Annotated in this window: 13 protein-coding genes; 6 read left to right on the top strand and 7 right to left on the bottom strand. The window is 66.1% G+C overall.

From position 1 onward, the window contains the following. Positions 1–53 precede the first annotated feature (53 nt). Positions 54–2,561 carry an FdhF/YdeP family oxidoreductase gene (locus J5251_RS10740; RefSeq protein WP_244250627.1) on the bottom strand — a complete coding sequence of 836 codons (2,508 nt, stop codon included), beginning with the start codon at positions 2,559–2,561 and terminating at the stop codon, positions 54–56. A 195-nt stretch (positions 2,562–2,756) separates the two neighbouring features. Here J5251_RS10740 and J5251_RS10735 point away from each other — a divergent pair, with 195 nt between their 5' ends. Further along, positions 2,757–3,425 (top strand): haloacid dehalogenase type II, encoded by a 669-nt coding sequence (locus J5251_RS10735; RefSeq protein WP_208573940.1) that lies wholly within the window; start codon positions 2,757–2,759, stop codon positions 3,423–3,425. 25 nt (positions 3,426–3,450) lie between these two features. Here J5251_RS10735 and J5251_RS10730 read toward each other — a convergent pair whose 3' ends face one another. The 3 genes from J5251_RS10730 to J5251_RS10720 form a co-directional block, all read right to left on the bottom strand. After that, complete coding sequence (locus J5251_RS10730) at positions 3,451–3,897, bottom strand: cupin domain-containing protein (RefSeq protein WP_348272912.1); 447 nt, start codon at positions 3,895–3,897, stop codon at positions 3,451–3,453. Between the two features lie 128 nt (positions 3,898–4,025). After that, positions 4,026–4,403 (bottom strand): nuclear transport factor 2 family protein, encoded by a 378-nt coding sequence (locus J5251_RS10725; RefSeq protein WP_208573939.1) that lies wholly within the window; start codon positions 4,401–4,403, stop codon positions 4,026–4,028. 177 nt (positions 4,404–4,580) lie between these two features. Beyond that, positions 4,581–5,438, bottom strand: coding sequence for an NAD-dependent epimerase/dehydratase family protein (locus J5251_RS10720; protein WP_208573938.1), 858 nt, complete (start codon positions 5,436–5,438; stop codon positions 4,581–4,583). A gap of 219 nt (positions 5,439–5,657) precedes the next feature. On the opposite strand from J5251_RS10720, the gene J5251_RS10715 reads away from it, so the two are divergent. From J5251_RS10715 to J5251_RS10700, 4 genes are all read left to right on the top strand, one after another. Beyond that, on the top strand, positions 5,658–6,572 hold the full coding sequence (locus tag J5251_RS10715) for an AfsR/SARP family transcriptional regulator (RefSeq protein WP_244250626.1): 915 nt from the start codon (positions 5,658–5,660) through the stop codon (positions 6,570–6,572). A gap of 18 nt (positions 6,573–6,590) precedes the next feature. After that, positions 6,591–6,788 carry a helix-turn-helix domain-containing protein gene (locus J5251_RS10710; RefSeq protein ID WP_139005252.1) on the top strand — a complete coding sequence of 66 codons (198 nt, stop codon included), beginning with the start codon at positions 6,591–6,593 and terminating at the stop codon, positions 6,786–6,788. Positions 6,789–6,957: 169 nt separating this feature from the next. Further along, positions 6,958–8,523: an HNH endonuclease signature motif containing protein gene (locus J5251_RS10705; RefSeq protein WP_208573937.1), complete on the top strand. Its 1,566-nt coding sequence runs from the start codon at positions 6,958–6,960 to the stop codon at positions 8,521–8,523. A 245-nt stretch (positions 8,524–8,768) separates the two neighbouring features. Further along, on the top strand, positions 8,769–9,224 hold the full coding sequence (locus J5251_RS10700) for an NUDIX hydrolase (protein WP_208573936.1): 456 nt from the start codon (positions 8,769–8,771) through the stop codon (positions 9,222–9,224). Between the two features lie 111 nt (positions 9,225–9,335). Here J5251_RS10700 and J5251_RS10695 read toward each other — a convergent pair whose 3' ends face one another. From J5251_RS10695 to J5251_RS10685, 3 genes are all read right to left on the bottom strand, one after another. Further along, the gene (locus J5251_RS10695; RefSeq protein ID WP_244250625.1) at positions 9,336–12,161 is read right to left on the bottom strand and encodes a helix-turn-helix transcriptional regulator; all 2,826 of its coding nucleotides are present in this window, start codon (positions 12,159–12,161) and stop codon (positions 9,336–9,338) included. A gap of 2 nt (positions 12,162–12,163) precedes the next feature. Next, positions 12,164–14,977, bottom strand: a complete 2,814-nt coding sequence (locus J5251_RS10690) for a helix-turn-helix transcriptional regulator (RefSeq protein ID WP_208573935.1) — start codon at positions 14,975–14,977, stop codon at positions 12,164–12,166. Positions 14,978–15,703: 726 nt separating this feature from the next. Beyond that, positions 15,704–17,221: a SulP family inorganic anion transporter gene (locus tag J5251_RS10685; RefSeq protein ID WP_244250624.1), complete on the bottom strand. Its 1,518-nt coding sequence runs from the start codon at positions 17,219–17,221 to the stop codon at positions 15,704–15,706. 225 nt (positions 17,222–17,446) lie between these two features. Here J5251_RS10685 and J5251_RS10680 point away from each other — a divergent pair, with 225 nt between their 5' ends. After that, on the top strand, positions 17,447–18,415 hold the full coding sequence (locus J5251_RS10680) for an ATP-binding cassette domain-containing protein (protein ID WP_208573934.1): 969 nt from the start codon (positions 17,447–17,449) through the stop codon (positions 18,413–18,415). The last annotated feature ends 32 nt before the right edge of the window (positions 18,416–18,447 follow it).

Raw genomic sequence — 18,447 nt, 5'->3', positions numbered from 1 at the left:
TGTCCAGCTGCCCGTCCCAGCACTTGCGGAGGCGGGTGATGGCAATATCAGGACTATTGCCCGGTGCCGGTCCAGCCGGCATCCGGATCGGGAGTCTTCCCGTCGGTGGGGGTCTTGGCTTGCTCGGGCGTCTTGGCCTCGTCGGGGAGCGTGCCACCCTCGGGTTTCTTGGCTTCCTCCGAGGCTGTGCCAACGGTTGGGGCCTTGACGCGACCGGACATCTTGGCTCCGGTGTCTTCCTGCCTGCCACCGTCCGACACGGGCTCCTCCGGCACCGGTTCCAGACGGACGATCACCTGCTTGGAGACGGGCGTATTGCTGACTTCTGCCACGCTGTCCAGCGGGACCAGCACGTTCGCCTCCGGATAGTAGGCCGCCGCGCACCCCTGGGCAGTGGGGTACGCAACAACACGGAACTTGCGCAGCACACGCTCGCGGCCGTCGTCGTGCTCGCCGTGGACGTCAACCAGCTGGCCGTCGTGGATCCCCAGCAAGGCCAGGTCCTGCGGGTTCACGAAGACCACGTGGCGGCCCTTTTTGATGCCGCGGTACCTGTCGTTGTAGCCGTAGATGGTGGTGTTGAACTGGTCATGCGAGCGCAGGGTCTGCAGGATCAGCCGACCGGGCGGGCAGTCCAGCGCCTCCAGGTCACCGACGCTGAACACCGCCTTGCCGGTGGGCGTGTTGAAGGTGCGCGAATCCCGCGGGCCGTTGGTCAGCATGAAGCCGCCCTCCTGCCGGATGCGCTCGTTGTAGTTCTCGCACCCGACCACCACGTTGGAGATATGCCGGCGGATCAGGTCGTAGTCCTGCTCGAAGCCGATCCAATCCACGTTGACCTTGTCCCCCAGCACCGCGCGGGCCAGCCGGCTGACGATGGCAACCTCCGAGAGCAGGCCGGGCGCCACGGGTTCCACATGGCCCCAGGACGGGTGCACCGCGCTGACGGTGTCCTCCACCGAGACGAACTGCTCGCCGGTGGCCTGCCGGTCAATTTCGGTGCGACCCATGGTGGGCAGGATCAGCGCTTCCTTGCCGATGACGGTGTGCGAGCGGTTGAGTTTGGTGGAGATCTGGACGGTCATCTCCGTGTTTTCCATGGCCTCCTCAGCCGCTGCCGTGTCCGAAATGGCGGCCACAAGGTTGCCGCCGAGCGCGATGAAAACCTTGATCCCGCCGTCGCGCATTTTGGCAATGGCCTGGACCGCGTCCACCCCGTGTTCCCGCGGCGGGTTGAAGCCGAATTCCTTCTGGATGGAATCGAGGAACGACGGCGGCATCTGTTCCCAGATACCCATGGTCCTGTCACCCTGCACGTTGCTGTGGCCGCGGATGGGGGATGCACCGGCGCCGGGCTTGCCGATGTTGCCGCGCAGGAGCAGCAGGTTGATGATCTCCTTGATGGTGGAGACCGCTTTCTTCTGCTGGGTCAGTCCCATGGCCCAGGTGATGATGACCTTGTCCGCCTTCAGGTAGCGGGCGGCGAGTTCGTCGATCTCCTCGGCGCGCAGGCCGGTGGCTTCCAGCACGGCCTGTTCGTCCAGCTTGTCCAGGTGCGCCTTGAGCTCCTCGAGACCCTCGCAGTGGGCCTGGATGAACTCGTGGTCCAGCACGGTGCCGGGATGGGCGGCTTCGGCACCGAGCACCCGCTTGGAGAGGGCCTGGAGCAGAGCCATGTCCCCGCCGAGCCGGATCTGCAGGAACTGGTCCGCGATCTCGGTGCCGTGGCCGATGATGCCCTTGACCTTCTGCGGGTTCTTGTACCGGCGCAGACCGGCCTCGGGCAGCGGGTTGACGGCAACAATCTCGCCGCCGTTCTCCTTGCACTCCTCCAAGGCGGTGAGCATGCGCGGATGGTTGGTGCCCGGGTTCTGGCCCATGATGATGATCAGGTCCGCTTTGCCAAAGTCGTCATACTTCACCGTGGCCTTGCCGACGCCGATGGTCTCTCCCATCGCCCAGCCGGAGGATTCGTGGCACATGTTGGAACAGTCCGGCAGGTTGTTGGTGCCGAAGGCGCGCACAAACAGCTGGTAGGCGAAGGCGGCCTCGTTGGATGTGCGGCCGCTGGTGTAGAAGGCGGCCTCATCCGGCGAGGCCAGGCCGTTGAGTTTCGCGGCGATGATCCTGAAGGCGTCGTCCCAGCTGACCGGGATGTAATGGTCCGCGCCGGCCGGCTTGTACACCGGCTCGGTCAGGCGGCCCTGCATGCCCAGCCAGTACTCGCTGCGGCCGTGCAGCTCTTGAACGGTGTGCTCGGCCCAGAACTCGGTGGCGATGGTGACCGGCGTCGCCTCCCAGGTGACGGCCTTGGCCCCGTTCTCGCAGTACTCGAAGGGCTTGCGGTGGTCCGGATCCGGCCACGCGCAGCTCATGCAGTCGAACCCGTCCTTCTGGTTCATCGCGAGCAGGGTCTTCCGGCTGCGGTCCACCCCCATGTGTTTCAGCGCCGGCTGCATGGAATGCACGACGCCGGGGATGCCGGCCGCCCAGGATTTGGGCTTCTCCACCTCGAGATCGTTCTCGTCGGCTTCCTGAACCTCAGGATTGTTGCGCGTCATTTGCCGCACGTCCCTTCTTCACCACAAACGCAGGTCCGATTGATGTGCTCATAGCAGGAGTTTTGCGAGTACCTTAGGCCTAACAGTTATCCCACGGGGCCGCAAGCATTTTGGCTGATTCCAGCAATACTCTGGATGGTCCGGGTGCCCTCCCGTAGGGTCGTGAGCGTAAGTCGTCAGCAGAAAGGAGTTGCCATGAAACCGTCCATTGTCGTTTTCGATGTCAACGAAACGCTCTCCGACCTTTCTGCCCTGCCGGCCAAATTCACCCAGACCGGAGCACCGGCTTTCCTGGCGAAAGTGTGGTTTGCCGGGCTGCTGCGCGACGGCTTTGCCCTGGCCGCCGCGGGCAACAACGAGAAGTTCGCCCGCATCGCAGCGGAATCCCTGCGCGGCCTGCTCCAGGACACTCCGCTGAACCGCGACCTTGACGAGGCCGTGCAGCACATCATGGACGGCTTTTCTGCCCTGTCCCTTCATCCCGATGTGGCCGAGGGCATCAGCGCTCTCCGCGGCGCGGGGCTGCGCCTGGTCACGCTGAGCAACGGTTCGGCGGACGTGGCGAGGAACCTTCTGGATTCGGCGGGCCTGCTGGAGCAGTTCGAGCAACTCCTGTCCGTGGAGGACGCGCCCGCGTGGAAGCCGGCCCGCGCTGCCTACGACTACGCCGCGTGGGTCTGCGAGACGGACCCGGACCAGATGATCCTGGTGGCCGTTCATCCGTGGGACATCCACGGCGCCAAGCGGGCCGGCCTGCAGACGGCCTGGCTCAATCGAAGCGGCTCCGCTTACCCGGGCTACTTCGAAGCACCGGACTATACGATTACCAGCCTGGGGGAGCTAGCGTCCGCCCTGGAGCGGTGACATCCTGATCCCCAGCGTTCTGCCGCTAGCTTTTCTCCGACAGGGCCGGGGCGGCAGTCTCGTCCAGGTCAGACCCGGAAACCGGCAGATCGCCCTCTTCTTTGGGCTCCAGCATCTCCCGGACGGCTGAGCCGGCATCCGGACGCTGGTGCAGCCGGTCCGTTTTGGCCACGGTCAGCAGGACCACCGAATCCTCCGTCGCCATGACCGAGTACAGCCCTGGGGGAACCACGAGGAGATCGCCGTCGCGGCCGTCCCATCGGTCGGCCTGCGTCGCCAGGCGGATGCGCCCGGTGAGCACCAGGACGGTAGCCTCACCCGGGTTCAAGTGTTCGTTCAGCTCCTGGCCGGCGGCGAGCGCGATCACGGTCTGGCGCAGGACGTGTTCGTGCCCGCCGTAAACCGTGCTGGCGCTTCTGCCGCTGGTTACCCGCCGCGCAGTGTCGAGATGACGGCGTCCGATTGCGGTCAAAGAAAACTTCTTCACATCTGCCTCCCGCACTGCGTGACCATGCTGTCCGCTCAGGATCCTGGACAGCGGATTCCCACCATCCTAGGCCTTTTCGACGCAGCTTGTGGGATGGGTCACAGGCTGAGCGGTCAGCGCCGGGTGGAATAGTGGATGGTCTGCGCAGTGATCCGGCCATCGCGGACCACGAAGCTGTCCACGCCGTCGTGAATCTTCAGCTCGTCTGTCGAACCGGTCCATACCAGCATGCCGATCTCGCCGTCGGTCAGCAGCTTGTGGAACTGGTACGACCCGTCCTGAATGTAGCTTTGCAGAATGTCAGCGAGGTGGCGCACGCCGTCGTGGCCGCGGTGCACCCCCTCGGCCGACAAAAGTACGACGTCGTCCGCGTAGTTTTCGCGCAGGTCACCTTCCAGATCCCCCACGGTGCGGTGGTGGAGATGCGAGTTGAGCACCTCCTGGATCGTGCGCGGTGCCTCTGCCCCGTACCCGGATTCTTGCTGTGTCATGAACATCCCCTCGCTGCTCGCAACTCTCGCCCCGCGGCTTCGGCTTTCCGCACCGGCTTTCGGCCTCGGATCCGGACTATTCGCAGGGCCTCTCTCATATTCTGTACCCGCACCGGTGACTATCCAGACATGCCGACAGCGCATTTTCTGCAGGGCGCGCCTCGCAGAAAATGCGCTTCAGGAGTGGCGCATGCCCTCGCCCGCGAGGACGGCGCGATAACCCTCGCGGAATGACGGATAGCGGAACGGAAATCCGGACGCGACGAGCCTGTGGTTGCTGCAGCGCTTATCCCCGCCGCGCGCAGTGTTCGCGCTCTGCGAGGCCGCGCCGGTGGGCGGTGCCGCCACACGCAGTTCGGCGGCCAGGAACCGCAGCACTTCCCCCAGTTCTGCCGGTTCGGAGTCGACCCCCAGATACAGCGGCTCCGGTGCTTCGACGGCCGTGGTCAGGTGCACGATCGCTGCGGCGGCATCGTCCCGATGGATCCGGTTGGTCAGCCGGGGCGGATCCGGAATCACCGCGGTCCCATTGCGCACCTGGTCGATCAGCCGCGTCCGCCCCGGGCCGTAGATCCCGCCCAGCCGCAACACGATTGCGGAGGGCTGCCGGGCGTGCAGCAACTCCTCCGCCTCGCGCAGGATCCTGCCGGTCGCCGACGATGACCGGGCGGGCGTATTTTCGTCGACCTCGCCCCCGTCGTTCTCCCCATACACCGCAGTGGAAGACACGAACAGCACCCGGCGCGGCCGGACGCCGTCGCGCTCCAGTGCATCCAGCAGGTTGGCCAGAGCGTCAACATACGCGCTCCGGTAGGCCGCCTCCGTCCGCTCGGCGGCCGCCGTTGCCATGACCACAACCTCCGTGTCGGCCGGGATTGCGGGCAGCGGCCCGGTGAGGTCGACGGCGGCGCCCTCCAGTTGCGCGGGCAGCTTCTCCGGCGAGCGGCGCCAGCCGATCACGCGGTGGCCGGCGGCCGCGAAACGCAGCCCCGCTTCCGTGCCCAGGTCGCCGCATCCTGCTATCAGCACTGTCATCTTCAGCTACCTCTCCCTTGCTTATGCCTCAGCATCTTTATTCGGGCAACCCCCAATTTTGGGCGCCCGACATGCCTCAACTGCACCATTGAAACTCAATCGTTACCAGTCATGATGGATAAAGCATTCGTGGGGAATGCGCGCATTGGGGGATGCGAAGTGCAAGGGGGATGTGTGGAGCAATTAACAGCCGGGCACGCCACGCCCATATCGGTACAAATGATTGGCAACCTTGAAGTCCGTCGGGGCAAAACCGTCCTGACGTCTTCCACCCTCGGCAGCCCGAAGGCCAGGCAGATCTTCGAAATTCTGCTGCTGAGACTCGGCTCGCCCGTTTCCAAAGGCGAGCTCATCGAACTGCTCTGGGGCGACAGACCGCCTGGGAAGGCGCAGGCCACGTTGGAAAGCTACGTCAGCCTGCTGCGGCGCAGCCTGCAGCCCGGCGACGCCAAAACCGGCCCGCTGCGTACCGCAACGGGCAGTTATGTCCTCGATCCAGACCTGGTGGAGGTGGACTTGGTCCGCTTCAACCAGCTGGTCGCGCAGGCCGACGACTGCTCACCGGCGGAGGCCTATCCCCTGCTGGCGCAGGCGCTGAAGCTCGCGTCGGCACCGCTGCTCGGTGACGAGTTGGCGGCGGAATGGGTTGACGAGGCGCGTGTCCACCATGCGTCGCTGGTGACGTCGGTGCAGATCCGGGCGGCCGAAACCGCTGAGTACCTGGGACGCACACAGGATGCGCTTCACTGGGCCGGGCAGGCCGTGGCGTCGGAACCGCTGAACGAACGGGCGTGGTCCACTCTGGTCACCGCGCTTGAGTCTGCCGGCCGCTACGCCGAGGGCCTCCAGGCCTACGACAAGTGCCGTCGGCTGCTGGACCGGGAGCTGGGCTGCACGCCGGGGCCAACCCTGCGCGACGCCCACGCCCGGCTGCTGCAGAAAACCGTAGAGGACGACGGCGAACTCTCCGAAGTTCTCGCGGCCCTGCTCTACCTGAACGACCGCATGCGCTCGCAGCCGGCGCACCAAAACACGCGGGCCGTCACCAAACGCGTGCAGGGGGCGTCGTCGTACACAAATACTGCAGGCCGGGTCATCAGCGCCTTCCTGAACAAGGCGTTGACCGTCGGCTGACACTAGGAGGGGATCCACATGGATAACCAGATCGACAGCAACAAGACATTTCTATCCGTCGCCCAGGTCGCCGGGCACCTGAACGTCTCGAAAATGACCATCTACCGGCTGGTCCACACCGGAAAGCTGCCGGCCGTCCGGATCGGCCAAAGCTACCGGGTCAGCGAAGACGCGGTAGCCAAGTATCTGGAAGGCGGAACGGTGCGGGCCACCTAAAAGGCGGCCTCACCTACCCCGGCCCTACAGGAGTGACATATAAGGCCGTGGAGTCGCCGTCGGCGTGGATTTCAGCTTGCCGGCGGCACTGCCCCTCCACAATGGGAACTTATACACATAAGCCAGAAGAACCATCCTCATCGAACAGACGTTCTAATAACGTTGATGTATGGCCATTGGAATGCTGGCGGAAACGGACGGAGCAGGCAGCTCACTCGTCGCCCTGCGCTCCGAAGTGCTCCGGATCGCCGAGGAGTTCGTCCAGGATTCCCTGCTGATGTCCCGCCGCGACCTCGCTGACAATGTTGCCGCCATTGAAAGTGTGTCCAAGACCGTCGAATTTCTGCAGCTGGCCGCTGCCCGTGCGGTGGAAGACCAGAACGTTGCTGCGCTCGGCGAATCCAGCGGCCACCTTGGCTGGTCGGAACCTGCCGCGTCTGCGGACACGTCCGCTTCCACCGCCGCTGCATCAGTCGAAGCATCGGACACTGCAACTGCCACTGGTCGGAAGAAGCCGTGCCCCGAGTTCAAAGACACAGCCGACTATCTTCGGAGGCGCCTCGGCATCAGCCGGACGGAGGCGCGCCGCCGGCTCCGGGTAGCGGCGGACACTTTGCCACGGCGCCAATTCAATGGCGAGCCGCGGGCAGCGAAACTGGAACATCTCGGCGAAGCGCTGGCCGAAGGAGCCATCAGCGGCAAGGCTGCCACGATGATCCGCGATGCGGTGGACCGCGTCAGCCAGGTAGCGGCCCCTGAAGCCCTGGTCGCCATGGAGGAGAACCTCACCCGTCAGGCCCAGGAGACTAATGTAGACGTGCTGTTTACCCTCGTGGCCACTTGGGAAGCAGCGCTGGATCAGGACGGGGCCGAGCCGTCCCCCGAACTGCTCAAGGCTCGACAAGGCGTGTTCTACAAGGGCAAGCGAAACGGTCTCCACAAACTCGAGATCGCGGCCACCGACGAACAGCATGAGTACATCGCCACGGTCATGAACGTAGCCACCAATCCGCGCATTGCCGCAAACCGCGCCCCTTCAGAACACGGTGTGTCCCCTGAAAACCCTGAAGCTATCGGAGCCGAGCCGGAGAACGGACAAGACAACGGCCACGTATGGCAGGACCCGCGCACCAGAGAACAGCAATTGCTTGACGGCCTCGTCGCAGGCTGCAAACTGGCGCTGGCCACCGACGAGCTACCGGACACAGGCGGGCACCGCCCCCAGGTCATGGTCACGATCGGATACCAGGAACTGTGCAGCGAAATCGCGGGAAGCGGCCATGCCGTGTTCGGCGGGCTGGTCACTTCCAAGACAGCCCGCCGGATCGCCTGCGACGCGGATATTATCCCGGTGGTGCTCGGCTCAAAGGGCGAGATTCTCGACGTCGGCCGGAAGCAGCGGTTCTTCAACCGCGCGATGCGCCGTGCACTTGTCGCAAGAGACAAAGGCTGTGCCTTCCCCGACTGCTGCATACCCGCTGTCTGGGCCGAGGCCCACCACATCAAGCCTTGGTGGGATGGCGGCCTTACGGAGGTCGCCAACGGAGCCTTGCTATGTTCGTTTCACCATGCCCTTATGGACAACGGGAACTGGGAAATCGAGGTCCGGCAGGGCATCCCTTGGTTCATTCCGCCGGCCTATCTCGACCCGGAACGAAGAGCGCGACGCAACCTGTATTGGCACGCGGGAATCCCCGAGGCGCTGTCAGCCGCCCAAGCCGCCGTACGCACCTAACGCTCACCCTGAGTGGTGTTCATGGCATCTTTGTCGCTATTCCTGACGAACTTTTCCCTGGCGCTGCTGTGGGCCACAGCCTCGGCCGCCGCTTGGCTGCCACATCTTCACCGACCTACAAGGTCGCCCCGCTGGGACTGGCCCGAAGCGGGACGGGATCTGGCGTGCCAAAGTGGAGGCACGGGCTTGGGCAGTCATGATCTGCTCTGCGGCGAAGGGGCAGGCAGCGGCGATACGATTTGCAGGTGCCCACCGTACTGACGCTTTCTGCCCTGGTTATCCGTGACGACGCCGGCCGGCTGTTGTTGGTCCGCAAGCGCGGCACTTCCAAGTTCATGCAGCCAGGCGGCAAGCTGGAGCCGGGCGAGAGCTTCGCAGCGGCGGCCGTCCGGGAACTGAAGGAGGAGCTGGGCATCCGGGTGGCCGAAACGGAACTGACCGACATGGGGCGCTGGTACGGGGCCGCGGCCAATGAAACAGACACCTTTATCGACGCCGGTATCTTCAGCTGCGAGACACACCAACCTCCGGTAGCGGCGGCCGAGATCGAAGAAGTTCTTTGGCTGCACCCCGATGAAGCGAGGGCACGGAACGATCTGGCTCCGCTGTTGACCGACCATATCCTCCCGCTCCTGGCAGAGGCGACTGCCTGGGCCGCTCATGGCGATGCCAACTCGGCTGCAGGCGGCGCGCGGGACTGACCCACACGCCGCTGGTTTTCCGGGGCCGGGCTTGCACGGCGGTAACCAGGCAAACCGTGGCATCAACCAGCCGCACCAGCGGAAAGACCAGTCCCAGCAGAAGCAGGCCGGTCAGTCCAGGTGCTCCGCGATCAGGTCCTCGCGGTTGCTGATCTGCAGCTTGGCGAACATCCGGTAGATGTGGCCCTCCACGGTGCGCACCGACAGGCTCAGCCGCGCGGCGATGTCCGAATTGGCCAGCCCATCCACCACCAGGCGGCCAATTTCCCGCTCACGCCTCGTCAGCCTGGCTGGCACGGTGGCGGCGCCGGCCTGGCCGCCGTTCGCCCCACCCATTGCCCAGCCGGCCCCGGCGGCAGGCAGACCGAAAGCCGACGGTCCGGACCCGGACGATCCACCGAAGAGTCCGCCGGCCGGTAGTCCGCCCCCAAGCAGTCCGCCTGCCCCGCCCGGCTGCGGCCCGCCCGCGGAATCCGTCACCAGGGATAGTTTCTGCAGCTGCCGTTTGACCTGCTGCAGGAAGTCCTGCCGGCCGGCGGCTCCCCCGGTGTGCTGGGGCAGCAGGTCCCGCTGCTGGAGACTCTGCAGGGTCAGCCGCAGGCCGTGCCCGGCCGAGGGATCGCGGCTGATCCGCAGCACGGCGTCCATGTCTTCGTCCCGCAGGGCCCGGGCGAACGCGGTCAGTTGTGCGGCGGGCGTTCCCTCGGTCAGGTCCGCGGCTTTCACCAGTTCGTCCAGCTCCGTCAGGTCGCCCAACCGCAGGCTCAGCTGCCGCAGGTCCAGCTCCGTGCTGGCCAGGCCGCGCTTCCTGGCGTCGCGGCTGAGCGATCGCAGCTTCCCGAGTCCGCCGTCGTCGTTTTGAATGAGGTAGCCGGCAGCGGCCACGTAACCCCGGCTCAGCAGCTGCAGCTGCGGCACGGATGCGTACGGCACGGCGGCGTACGCGGCCAAGTACTCGCCGGCGAGCGCGGCCAGGCCGGCCATGGCGGAGGCATATGCCCCGGACGCGAGGGCGATGGGCAGCAGGTGTTCCAGGTCGGACTGGCGCAGTCCCTCGATGGCGGCATTGAGCATCTGCAGCCCGCTGGCCGTGCGGCCCTGCAAGATCTCCCGCATGGCATAGGCATAGCTGACGGCGCCGCCGAAGTAGAACAGCCCGCGGTGCCCGGTGCCGGCGTAACGCTCCAGTTCGATCCGCACCTCATCCCATTCGGCAAGCCGCACGCAGGCCGTGATGTGCGTGGTCAGGACGTATTCGTAGTACCCCAGCAGCTCTTCTTCGTTCCGCTGCAGCAGCGCCAGCGCCCCGCGGGTCAGCGCCGCCCCACTGACGAGCCGGCCGGTGGCGGCATAGACGTCGCCGAGCAGGGTTTTGATGACCAGCTCGGTCTCGGGAAAGCCGTCCGAGGCCGCCTGCAACTCACGCAGTTCGGCTTCGGCTTCGGCCAGCTGGCCTTCGGAGAGCTTGGCATGCACGCGCATCAGGCGGTATCCCTGCTCCGCAATAACGACGGCGCGGCTCGCCTGCAGCCTCGGATTCGCGCCTTTGATCCGCTCCACCGCCCGCGACCATTGGTCGGCCAGGTCATACAGCCCGGTGGGCCCGCCATGCAGGTGCAGATGCAACTGGGCGGCCAGCAGTGCTGCCTGTTTGGCCGTGCCCAGATCACCGGTCCGGGCCAGCACGCCGGCCAGCATTTCGCCGGCTCGTTCATAGTCGCCGGAGTGGAAATGGGCGCGGGCCAGGGCCATCTGCGCCGCGGGCCGGTATGCCGGATCCCTGACCGCTCCGGCGGCGCGCAGGGCAAAGCGTGAATGGAACAGGCTGTTGGCTACCTGGGCAGCCTGCAGCAGCTGCTGGTCCGGCACCGGCACGCCGCAATCAAGCGACCAGTCCACCGAGCGCAGCAGCGTCTCCACGCGGAACGGCCGTGAGGCCAGCCGGCCGAGGTAGGCAGCCATGCAGCGCCGGATCCGCAGGCTGCGCCCGGCGGGCACCATGGCCCGCAGCACCTGTGCGTAGATCGGGTGCGCCACGCGGACCAGCTGTTCGGCGTCATCGCCGATGGTGATCAAACGGGCTTCCACCAGCGCGTCGACCTGATCCCCCGCGCCGGTCTGCAGCAGGACCTGCAGCGGCACCGGGTCCACCAAGGCCACCGTCTCCAGCAGCTCGCGTTCGGTCTCCGTGCAGCGGCTGAAATGGCCCTTGATCAGATCGGTCAGGCGCAGATCCGGCGGCAGCGGCTCGCCGCCCAGCAACCACACACCGTTGCGTTCCACCAGCGTGCCGTCCCGGCGTACCTGGGCCAGCAGCGCCAGCAGGAACATCGGGTTACCGCCGGAAGACTGGACCAGGGCTTCGCTGATGCTGGGCAGGATTTCGCCGTGCAGCATCTGGCGGCAGAGCTCATGGGCCTGCGCCCGGTCCAGCGGCTGCAGGGTATGCCGCAGGATCAGCCCGTCTGTGGCCAGCGACTGGATTTCGGGCGGCGGGGCCTGGCTGGTCCGGCTCATCGCCAGCAGCCTGACCGCTCCGGACGCCACCAGCTGCGCCGCCAGCAGGGAGCTGGACTCGTCGAGTTCGTGGACATCGTCGATCACCATCAGCACGGGCGCCTTGCCGGCTGACAGCCGGTGGATGTGCGCGAGCACGGACCGCATGGCCGGCAGCACGGAGTCCTTCCGCTCCACCTGCAGGGAGGACAAGTACGGGGCCAGCGCGCCGAACGGAATGCACGCGAGGCTGGGGCTGGCGTAGACCAGCAGCGGGGTCATCTCGCCGCCTAGCTCCGCAATGACCGCGCGGGCCAGCGCGCTTTTGCCCAGGCCCTGGTTCGCCACCAGCAGGGCGCCCCCGGTGGTCCGGATGGCGTGCAGGACTATGCTGAGGTCCCGGTCCCGCCCCACCAAGCCGATGCTCCCGAATCCCTCCATGGTCAGATGAGCAGTTCGGCAAGCTCGGTGCGGCTGGAGACATGCAGCTTGCTGTAGATCTTCCCCAGGTGCCAGTCCACCGTGCGCGGCGAGAGGTTCATTTGCTCGCCGAGCTCCACGCTGCTGCGGCCCCGTGCGGCAGCCACGGTCAGTTCCTGTTCGAACCTGCTCAGCGTTTCGAAGCTGCGGTGCAGATCGTGGTGCCGACGCAGCCTGCGGTAGCTGGTGTTGGCCAGCTCCCGCGCCTGCCGGGCCGTCAGCGGATCCGGTGCCGCGGCGTGGGCGGCGGACGCGGCCTCATAGGCGAGCAATTCGTTGCCGTTCCCGCGGGCAAGCTGCGCGGCCTGAAGCAAGGCGGCGCCGTCGTTGTTGAGCATTCCCGCGGCGAAAAGCCTGCCGGTCCTCGCCAGCTGGCCCGCCGTCTCCGGAATCCGATCCAGGATTATGACGGCGGCTTCGCGGTCCCCCAGCCTCGCGGCCGCGGTCAGGAAGAGCGCACTGTGGGCGACCAGGCCCCGGCCGGCGGCCTCCTGGGCAAGCCGTTTCAGCTCGGCGAGCGCAGCGTCCCGGCCGCCCAGCAGGGCCTGGGCGGTGAGGCGGAAGTAGGCCGCGACCACGCCGATGTTCCAGGGCGGCTGTTCCCCGATGGCAGCCAGCTCGTCGAGGTAACTCCTGGCGCGAGCTGTCTCGGCCTGCAGCGCGCTGCAGTAGGCGGCGGCAGCCAAAGCGGCGGGCTTCGCGCCAGCTGGATCGCGATGCCTGAGTTTGGCCAGCGCCGGCAGCAGATGGTCCAGCGCCTCGTCGGGCAGACCGCTGGAAGCGTGCAACAGACCGGCGGCCAGCTCCCCGCCGGTGCCGGTCCCGGAGCTGCGGGCGAGACTGACTAAACTGGCCCCGCGCCGGGGCGACAGCAGGTCCGCAGCGCGGTGCCAGAGTCCGCAGTTGAAGTAGATTTCAAAAACCCGCACCAGCACGGTATCGCGCAGGGCCGGCGAGAGATCGGGGTCCGCGGTACCGGTTTCCAGCCACGCGACGACGGCGAGCGCGTCCTCGCTCCGCCCGGTGAGGGACCAGCCTTCGGCCAGCAGGCAGCCTGCGTAGAGGCGCATTCCCAGCGGCAGGGTTTCGTCGCCGTAAATGTCTTCGAGCTCGCGGGGCAGCTGTGCGTGCCGGCCCTCGAAGGTGGCGTACTCGGACTCGATCAGCACCGCTTCCCAGCGCAGCGGCGGGCCGCCGTCGTTGTTGGTGGTTCCGCCTTGTTCGGCCTGGCAGTCCCTGCCGATGACGGCCTTGAGCTGCTCGATTACGGCGTGGGCCTCGGCGGCGCGGCCCGGGAGACGGCGGAGCACGCGGTGCCGCTCGACGCACAGCAGGGTCCAGAGCCGCAGGTTTCCGCGTGCCGCCTCGAGAACCGATTCCAGCGCCTCGGCCGCCGCGTTAAGTTCACCCAAGCTGCGCAGGGCGTTGGCTTCCTGGAGCACCATTTCGGGCCGCTTCCGGTGGTCCGGCACGCTGCGGACAAAGCGGAGGGCACCAGCATGGTCGTAGAGCCGGTTGGCCAGCTGCGCGGCCCGCAGTGCGGCCTCGGGCGGGAGTTCGACGCCGCAGTCGATGCTCCAGGAGGCAAAGCCCATCAGCGTGCCGCCGGGAATTGCGTTGAAGTCAATGGTGGCAGCCACGGCCTCCCGCAGTTCCCGGCTGCGCCCCGGCGGCACGGTTTCGCGCACGGTCTCGGCGCTGAGCTGGTTTTGCAGCCGGGCGATCGGCGGCGAGGTGGCAAGCACCCGCATCACGCCGTGCTCCTCCAGGACGTCCAGGTCCTCCGGTGCGGCCAGCCGCTGCAACGCCTCGAGGGGCAGTTCCACCGCGAAAGCCAGCAACTCGATGATGCGGCGCTGCTCGGGGCGGTAGCGGTCCAGCCGGGCACGGATGACCTCCGCAATCTCGCCCGAGCGGACCAGCGGCGCCACCAGGTCCCAGCTGCCGTCCTGCTCAACTAGGGTGCCAGCGTGGCGCTGCTCCGACGCGAGCATGCGCAGGAAGCCCGGGCTGCCGGAAGTGTGGCTGTGAAGAGTTGCGACGGCGGTGCGGACCACCCGCCCGCCGAGCAGTGCCTCCAGGTAGCCGGCGCTCTCCTCCATCGTGAAGGGCGCAAGATCAATCCGCCGGACATGGCCATCGGCCCAGAGCCGGATGAATTCCTCGGCCGCCCCGGTCAGTTCGCGCGCGAGGATCAGCAGCTTCGCTTGCCCGGAGACCGCCATTTGGGTCACGGCCATGACGGACATCGGATCCAGCTCATGGGCGTTCTCGACCAGCAGGACCGGCGTCCGGCCGTCGGCCTGTTCCGTCAGGAGCCGGGACAACCCCTGCATCGCCAGCACCGGGTGGTCCAGCACGTGTTCGGGCAGTTCGCTGAGCAGATAGCCCAGGGCAGCGTAGGGCACTTTGGCGGAGATGGCACTGCCGCGCACCGGGACAATATGGTGGTTGCCGTAGAAGGTCTTGAGCGCTTCCATCGCCAGTGCGGTCTTGCCCACCCCAGGCTCCCCCACGAGCATCGCACCCACCCGCAGGTTGTCCTGCAGTGCGGAACGGACTTCCTCGATCTCTCGCTGCCGGCCCACAAAAACGTTAGCCGGCGCCGCGAGGCCCACCGCTGATACCGGGTTGCCGCCGTCATTTGTCAGGCCGATGGGCGACACCGTTCCTACGGCGAGCCCTGCTAGCTCCGGAACATGGCCGGCCTGGTCCGGCTCCCGCGGAATCCTCGCACCCGGATGCACTGTAGCCGCCCCCAAAACGCGGCCGCGCACAGATCCTTTAACTGGTTCACGCCTCACACCTGCCACACATTCCCCAACGTCGGCGTTCCTGCATTGGGAATCAGCATACTGACGGCGGGCAGAAGTAACCAGTGTCTAGGAAAAACCTGTAACGCCAAATAACGCCCGGCTGTGTAGCAACGGACGGATCCTGACCTGGCTGCGTGGGTGGTGCCAGATCAGGGCGGGCTGATAGCGGTGAACAATGCCCAATTCCGGGGTGCTTTCCTGCGCGCTGATATCAAGTTCAAGGGTTGCTAAACAAGTCCCGTCCTGTCGGTTAAAGCTATCAATTTCCGTAACAAAAACTCGTACGTCGACGCCGGGGACTTATGCATTATTCGAGATCTGCCGGGCGGAGCGGTGGATGGGAGCGTAACCGGCTGGAAGTTGCCCGTTTACGTAGCCCGGTGCCGCACCGAGGGTGCGGCACCGGGCGGTGCGAGGAACTGATTCCGCTGAAGCAAGCGGATTCCTCTTTTCGGGACGGGTAGTCATCGGACCCGGCCACGTCTGGAAAGTGGGCGCATCAGCTACCGCCGCACATTAGTAAACCCCAATGAAAAGATTCTGACGGAACGTTGTACATAGGCAACTTTCCGATGAGAAAAGACTACTCCTGCCCGACGCCAGGGGCCAATAACTATTGGATAAACGCACCGTTCCGGAATGCAACGGTGCGGTCACCGGCTGATAGCGCCTCAGCGGCCGGGCGGGTCAGCCGTTGAGTTTGCCCGCCAGACGCTCGCGCATCAGCACGGACGCTTCGTTCAGCCCGATAATCTCCAGGCTTTTCCCAAGGCTTCGGTACTTCTCCGCGATGGAATCCAACGCGGCGACGGTGGAGGCATCCCACAGATGCGAGGCGTGCATGTCGATGATGATGTGCTGCGGATCCGTGGCGTAGTTGAACTGCGTGTAAAGGTCGTTGGACGAAGCGAAGAACAGCTCGCCGTCCACGCGATAGGTAGCCGTCTCCTCCCCGTTGACCTCCAGCACGGTGCGTTCCACGGTCACGAAGTGCGCCACCCGGCGGGCGAAAAGGACCATGGCGACCAGCACGCCGGCTCCGACGCCGGTGGCCAGGTTGTGTGTCCACACGGTCACGACGACGGTGCTCACCATCACCCCCGTCTCCGACTTGGGCATGTGCTTGAGGGTTGACGGCTTGATGGAGTGCCAGTCGAAGGTCGCTATGGACACGTAGATCATCACGGCTACGAGCGCTGCCATCGGTATCAGCGCCACCACGTCGCCAAGCACGACCACCAGCAGCAACAGCAGCGCGCCGGCCAGGAAGGTGGAGATTCTGGTGCGCGCACCGGACGCCTTCACATTCATCATGGTCTGGCCAACCACCGCGCAGCCGCCCATCCCGCCGAAGAAGCCGGTGACGATGTTCGCCACGCCCTGGCCCCAGGACTCGCGTGTCTTGCTGGAGCGGGTGTCGGTAATGTCGTCCACCAGCTTGGCGGTCAGCAGGGATTCGAGCAGCCCCACGAACGCCATCGCCAGCGCATACGGTGCAATGGTCCGGAAGGTGTCCAGCGTGAGCGGGACGTCTGGGATGAACAGGTTCGGCAGGCTGTCGGGCAACTGCCCCTTGTCCCCCACGGTGGGCACCTGGATGGCGGCCAGCACGGTCACCAGCGTTAGGGCGACGATCGCGACCAAAGGCGCGGGCACCGCCGTCGTTAGCCTGGGCAGCCCGAAGACGATCAGAAGGCCGGCGGCGGTGATGGGGTAGACGAGCCACGGCACGCCCAGAAGTTCCGGCATCTGGGAACCGAACACGAGGATCGCGAGCACGTTCACGAAGCCGACCATGACCGAACGCGGGATGAAGCGCATCAGTCTGGCCACGCCCAGCACGCCGAGCAGCACCTGGAAGATGCCGCCCAGGATCACCGTGGCGATCAGGTATTCCACACCGTGGCTGGCCATCACCGGGGCGATGACCAGCGCCACCGCGCCCGTCGCCGCCGAGATCATCGCGGGCCGGCCGCCGACGAACGAGATGGTCACCGCCATGACGAAGGACGCGAACAGGCCCATGCGCGGATCCACGCCTACGATCACCGAGAAGGCGATGGCCTCGGGAATCAGCGCCAGCGCGACCACCAGGCCGGCGAGCACCTCGGTCTTGAGCAGCCGCGGGGACTTGAGCGTGCGAAGTACGGACTGCCGCTCATCGGGAGTCAGTGCTGGCTTCGTGGCAGGGGCCGGGGCGGGCATGGCTGTTCCTTATATGTGGTGACGTGAGCATGGAGAGGGATGCTTGTGTACAGCAGCGGCCGCGGCATCCACGCCGTTCAACTCTAACCGCCGGAGAGACTATGTCCTTGACCCAGCGCAGGCTGCCGGACGGTTGTTGTCCACATGTGCGCTCGCGTGCATGGACTGGCTCCTGCCGCAGGCGTAGCGTTTTCACATCGCGCATCCCACCAACCAGGGGTCATTGTGATCCACACGAGCAAGCTCACCAAGACCTTTACCGTCAAGAAAGAGAAGATCCAGGCCGTCAAGGGCGTGGATATCGATGTCGAGCGCGGCGAACTGGTCGCGTTCCTCGGGCCCAACGGCGCGGGTAAATCGACAACTCTGCGCATGCTCACCACACTGCTGGCGCCGACCTCGGGAACTGCCCGGGTGGCAGGGGTTGATGTCGTGGCGGATCCCGCGGGTGTGCGCTCGCGCATCGGCTACATCGGGCAGGGCAACGGCGGCGGGCACAGCTACCGTGTGATCGACGAGCTCATCATGCAGGGCCGCTTCTACGGGATGAACACCACCGATGCGCGCGCACGGGCGGACCAGCTGCTCAAGTCGCTGGAACTGGAGGACCTGAAGAAACGCACCGTCAACAAGCTCTCGGGCGGCCAGCGGCGGCGCATGGATGTGGCGCTGGGGCTGATGCACTCCCCCAGCCTGCTGTTCCTCGACGAGCCGTCCACCGGCATGGACCCGCAGAACCGCGCGAACCTGTGGGAACACATCATGCGGATGCGCCACGAGCACGGAACAACCATCGTGTTGACCACCCATTATCTGGAGGAAGCGGACACGATGTCCGAGCGGGTCATCGTCATCGATCACGGCGAGATCATCGCGGACAACACGGCCGGCCGGCTCAAAGCGGAACTGGCCGGCGACCTGCTGGCGGTGGAAGTCTCGGCTGCCGCGGCGCCGGAGGCGCGGGGTCTGCTCGGCCGGGCAGCGGCCGCAGGCGAGCTGGAAGAAACAGCGTACGACGGCGTCATCCGCTTCCGCCTTCGGCTCCCCGACGGCGCCCGGCTGGCACCGGGACTGCTCAAGGACATGGACGATGCCGGTGCGCCGGCCCTGCGGCTGGAGCTGAAACCGCCCACGCTGGACGATGTTTTCCTCGAACTGACCGGCCGCAGCCTGCGCGAAGGAGGCAAAGTCTGATGCAGCTCCAGCAAGCCACCGAGGCCGGCACT

Origin of the sequence: Arthrobacter crystallopoietes, assembly GCF_017603825.1 — a bacterium.
Classification (GTDB): Bacteria; Actinomycetota; Actinomycetes; order Actinomycetales; family Micrococcaceae; genus Crystallibacter; species Crystallibacter crystallopoietes_B.
Note: the sequence above shows the minus strand (reverse complement) of the source record. Positions and strands in the feature narration are given on the sequence as shown.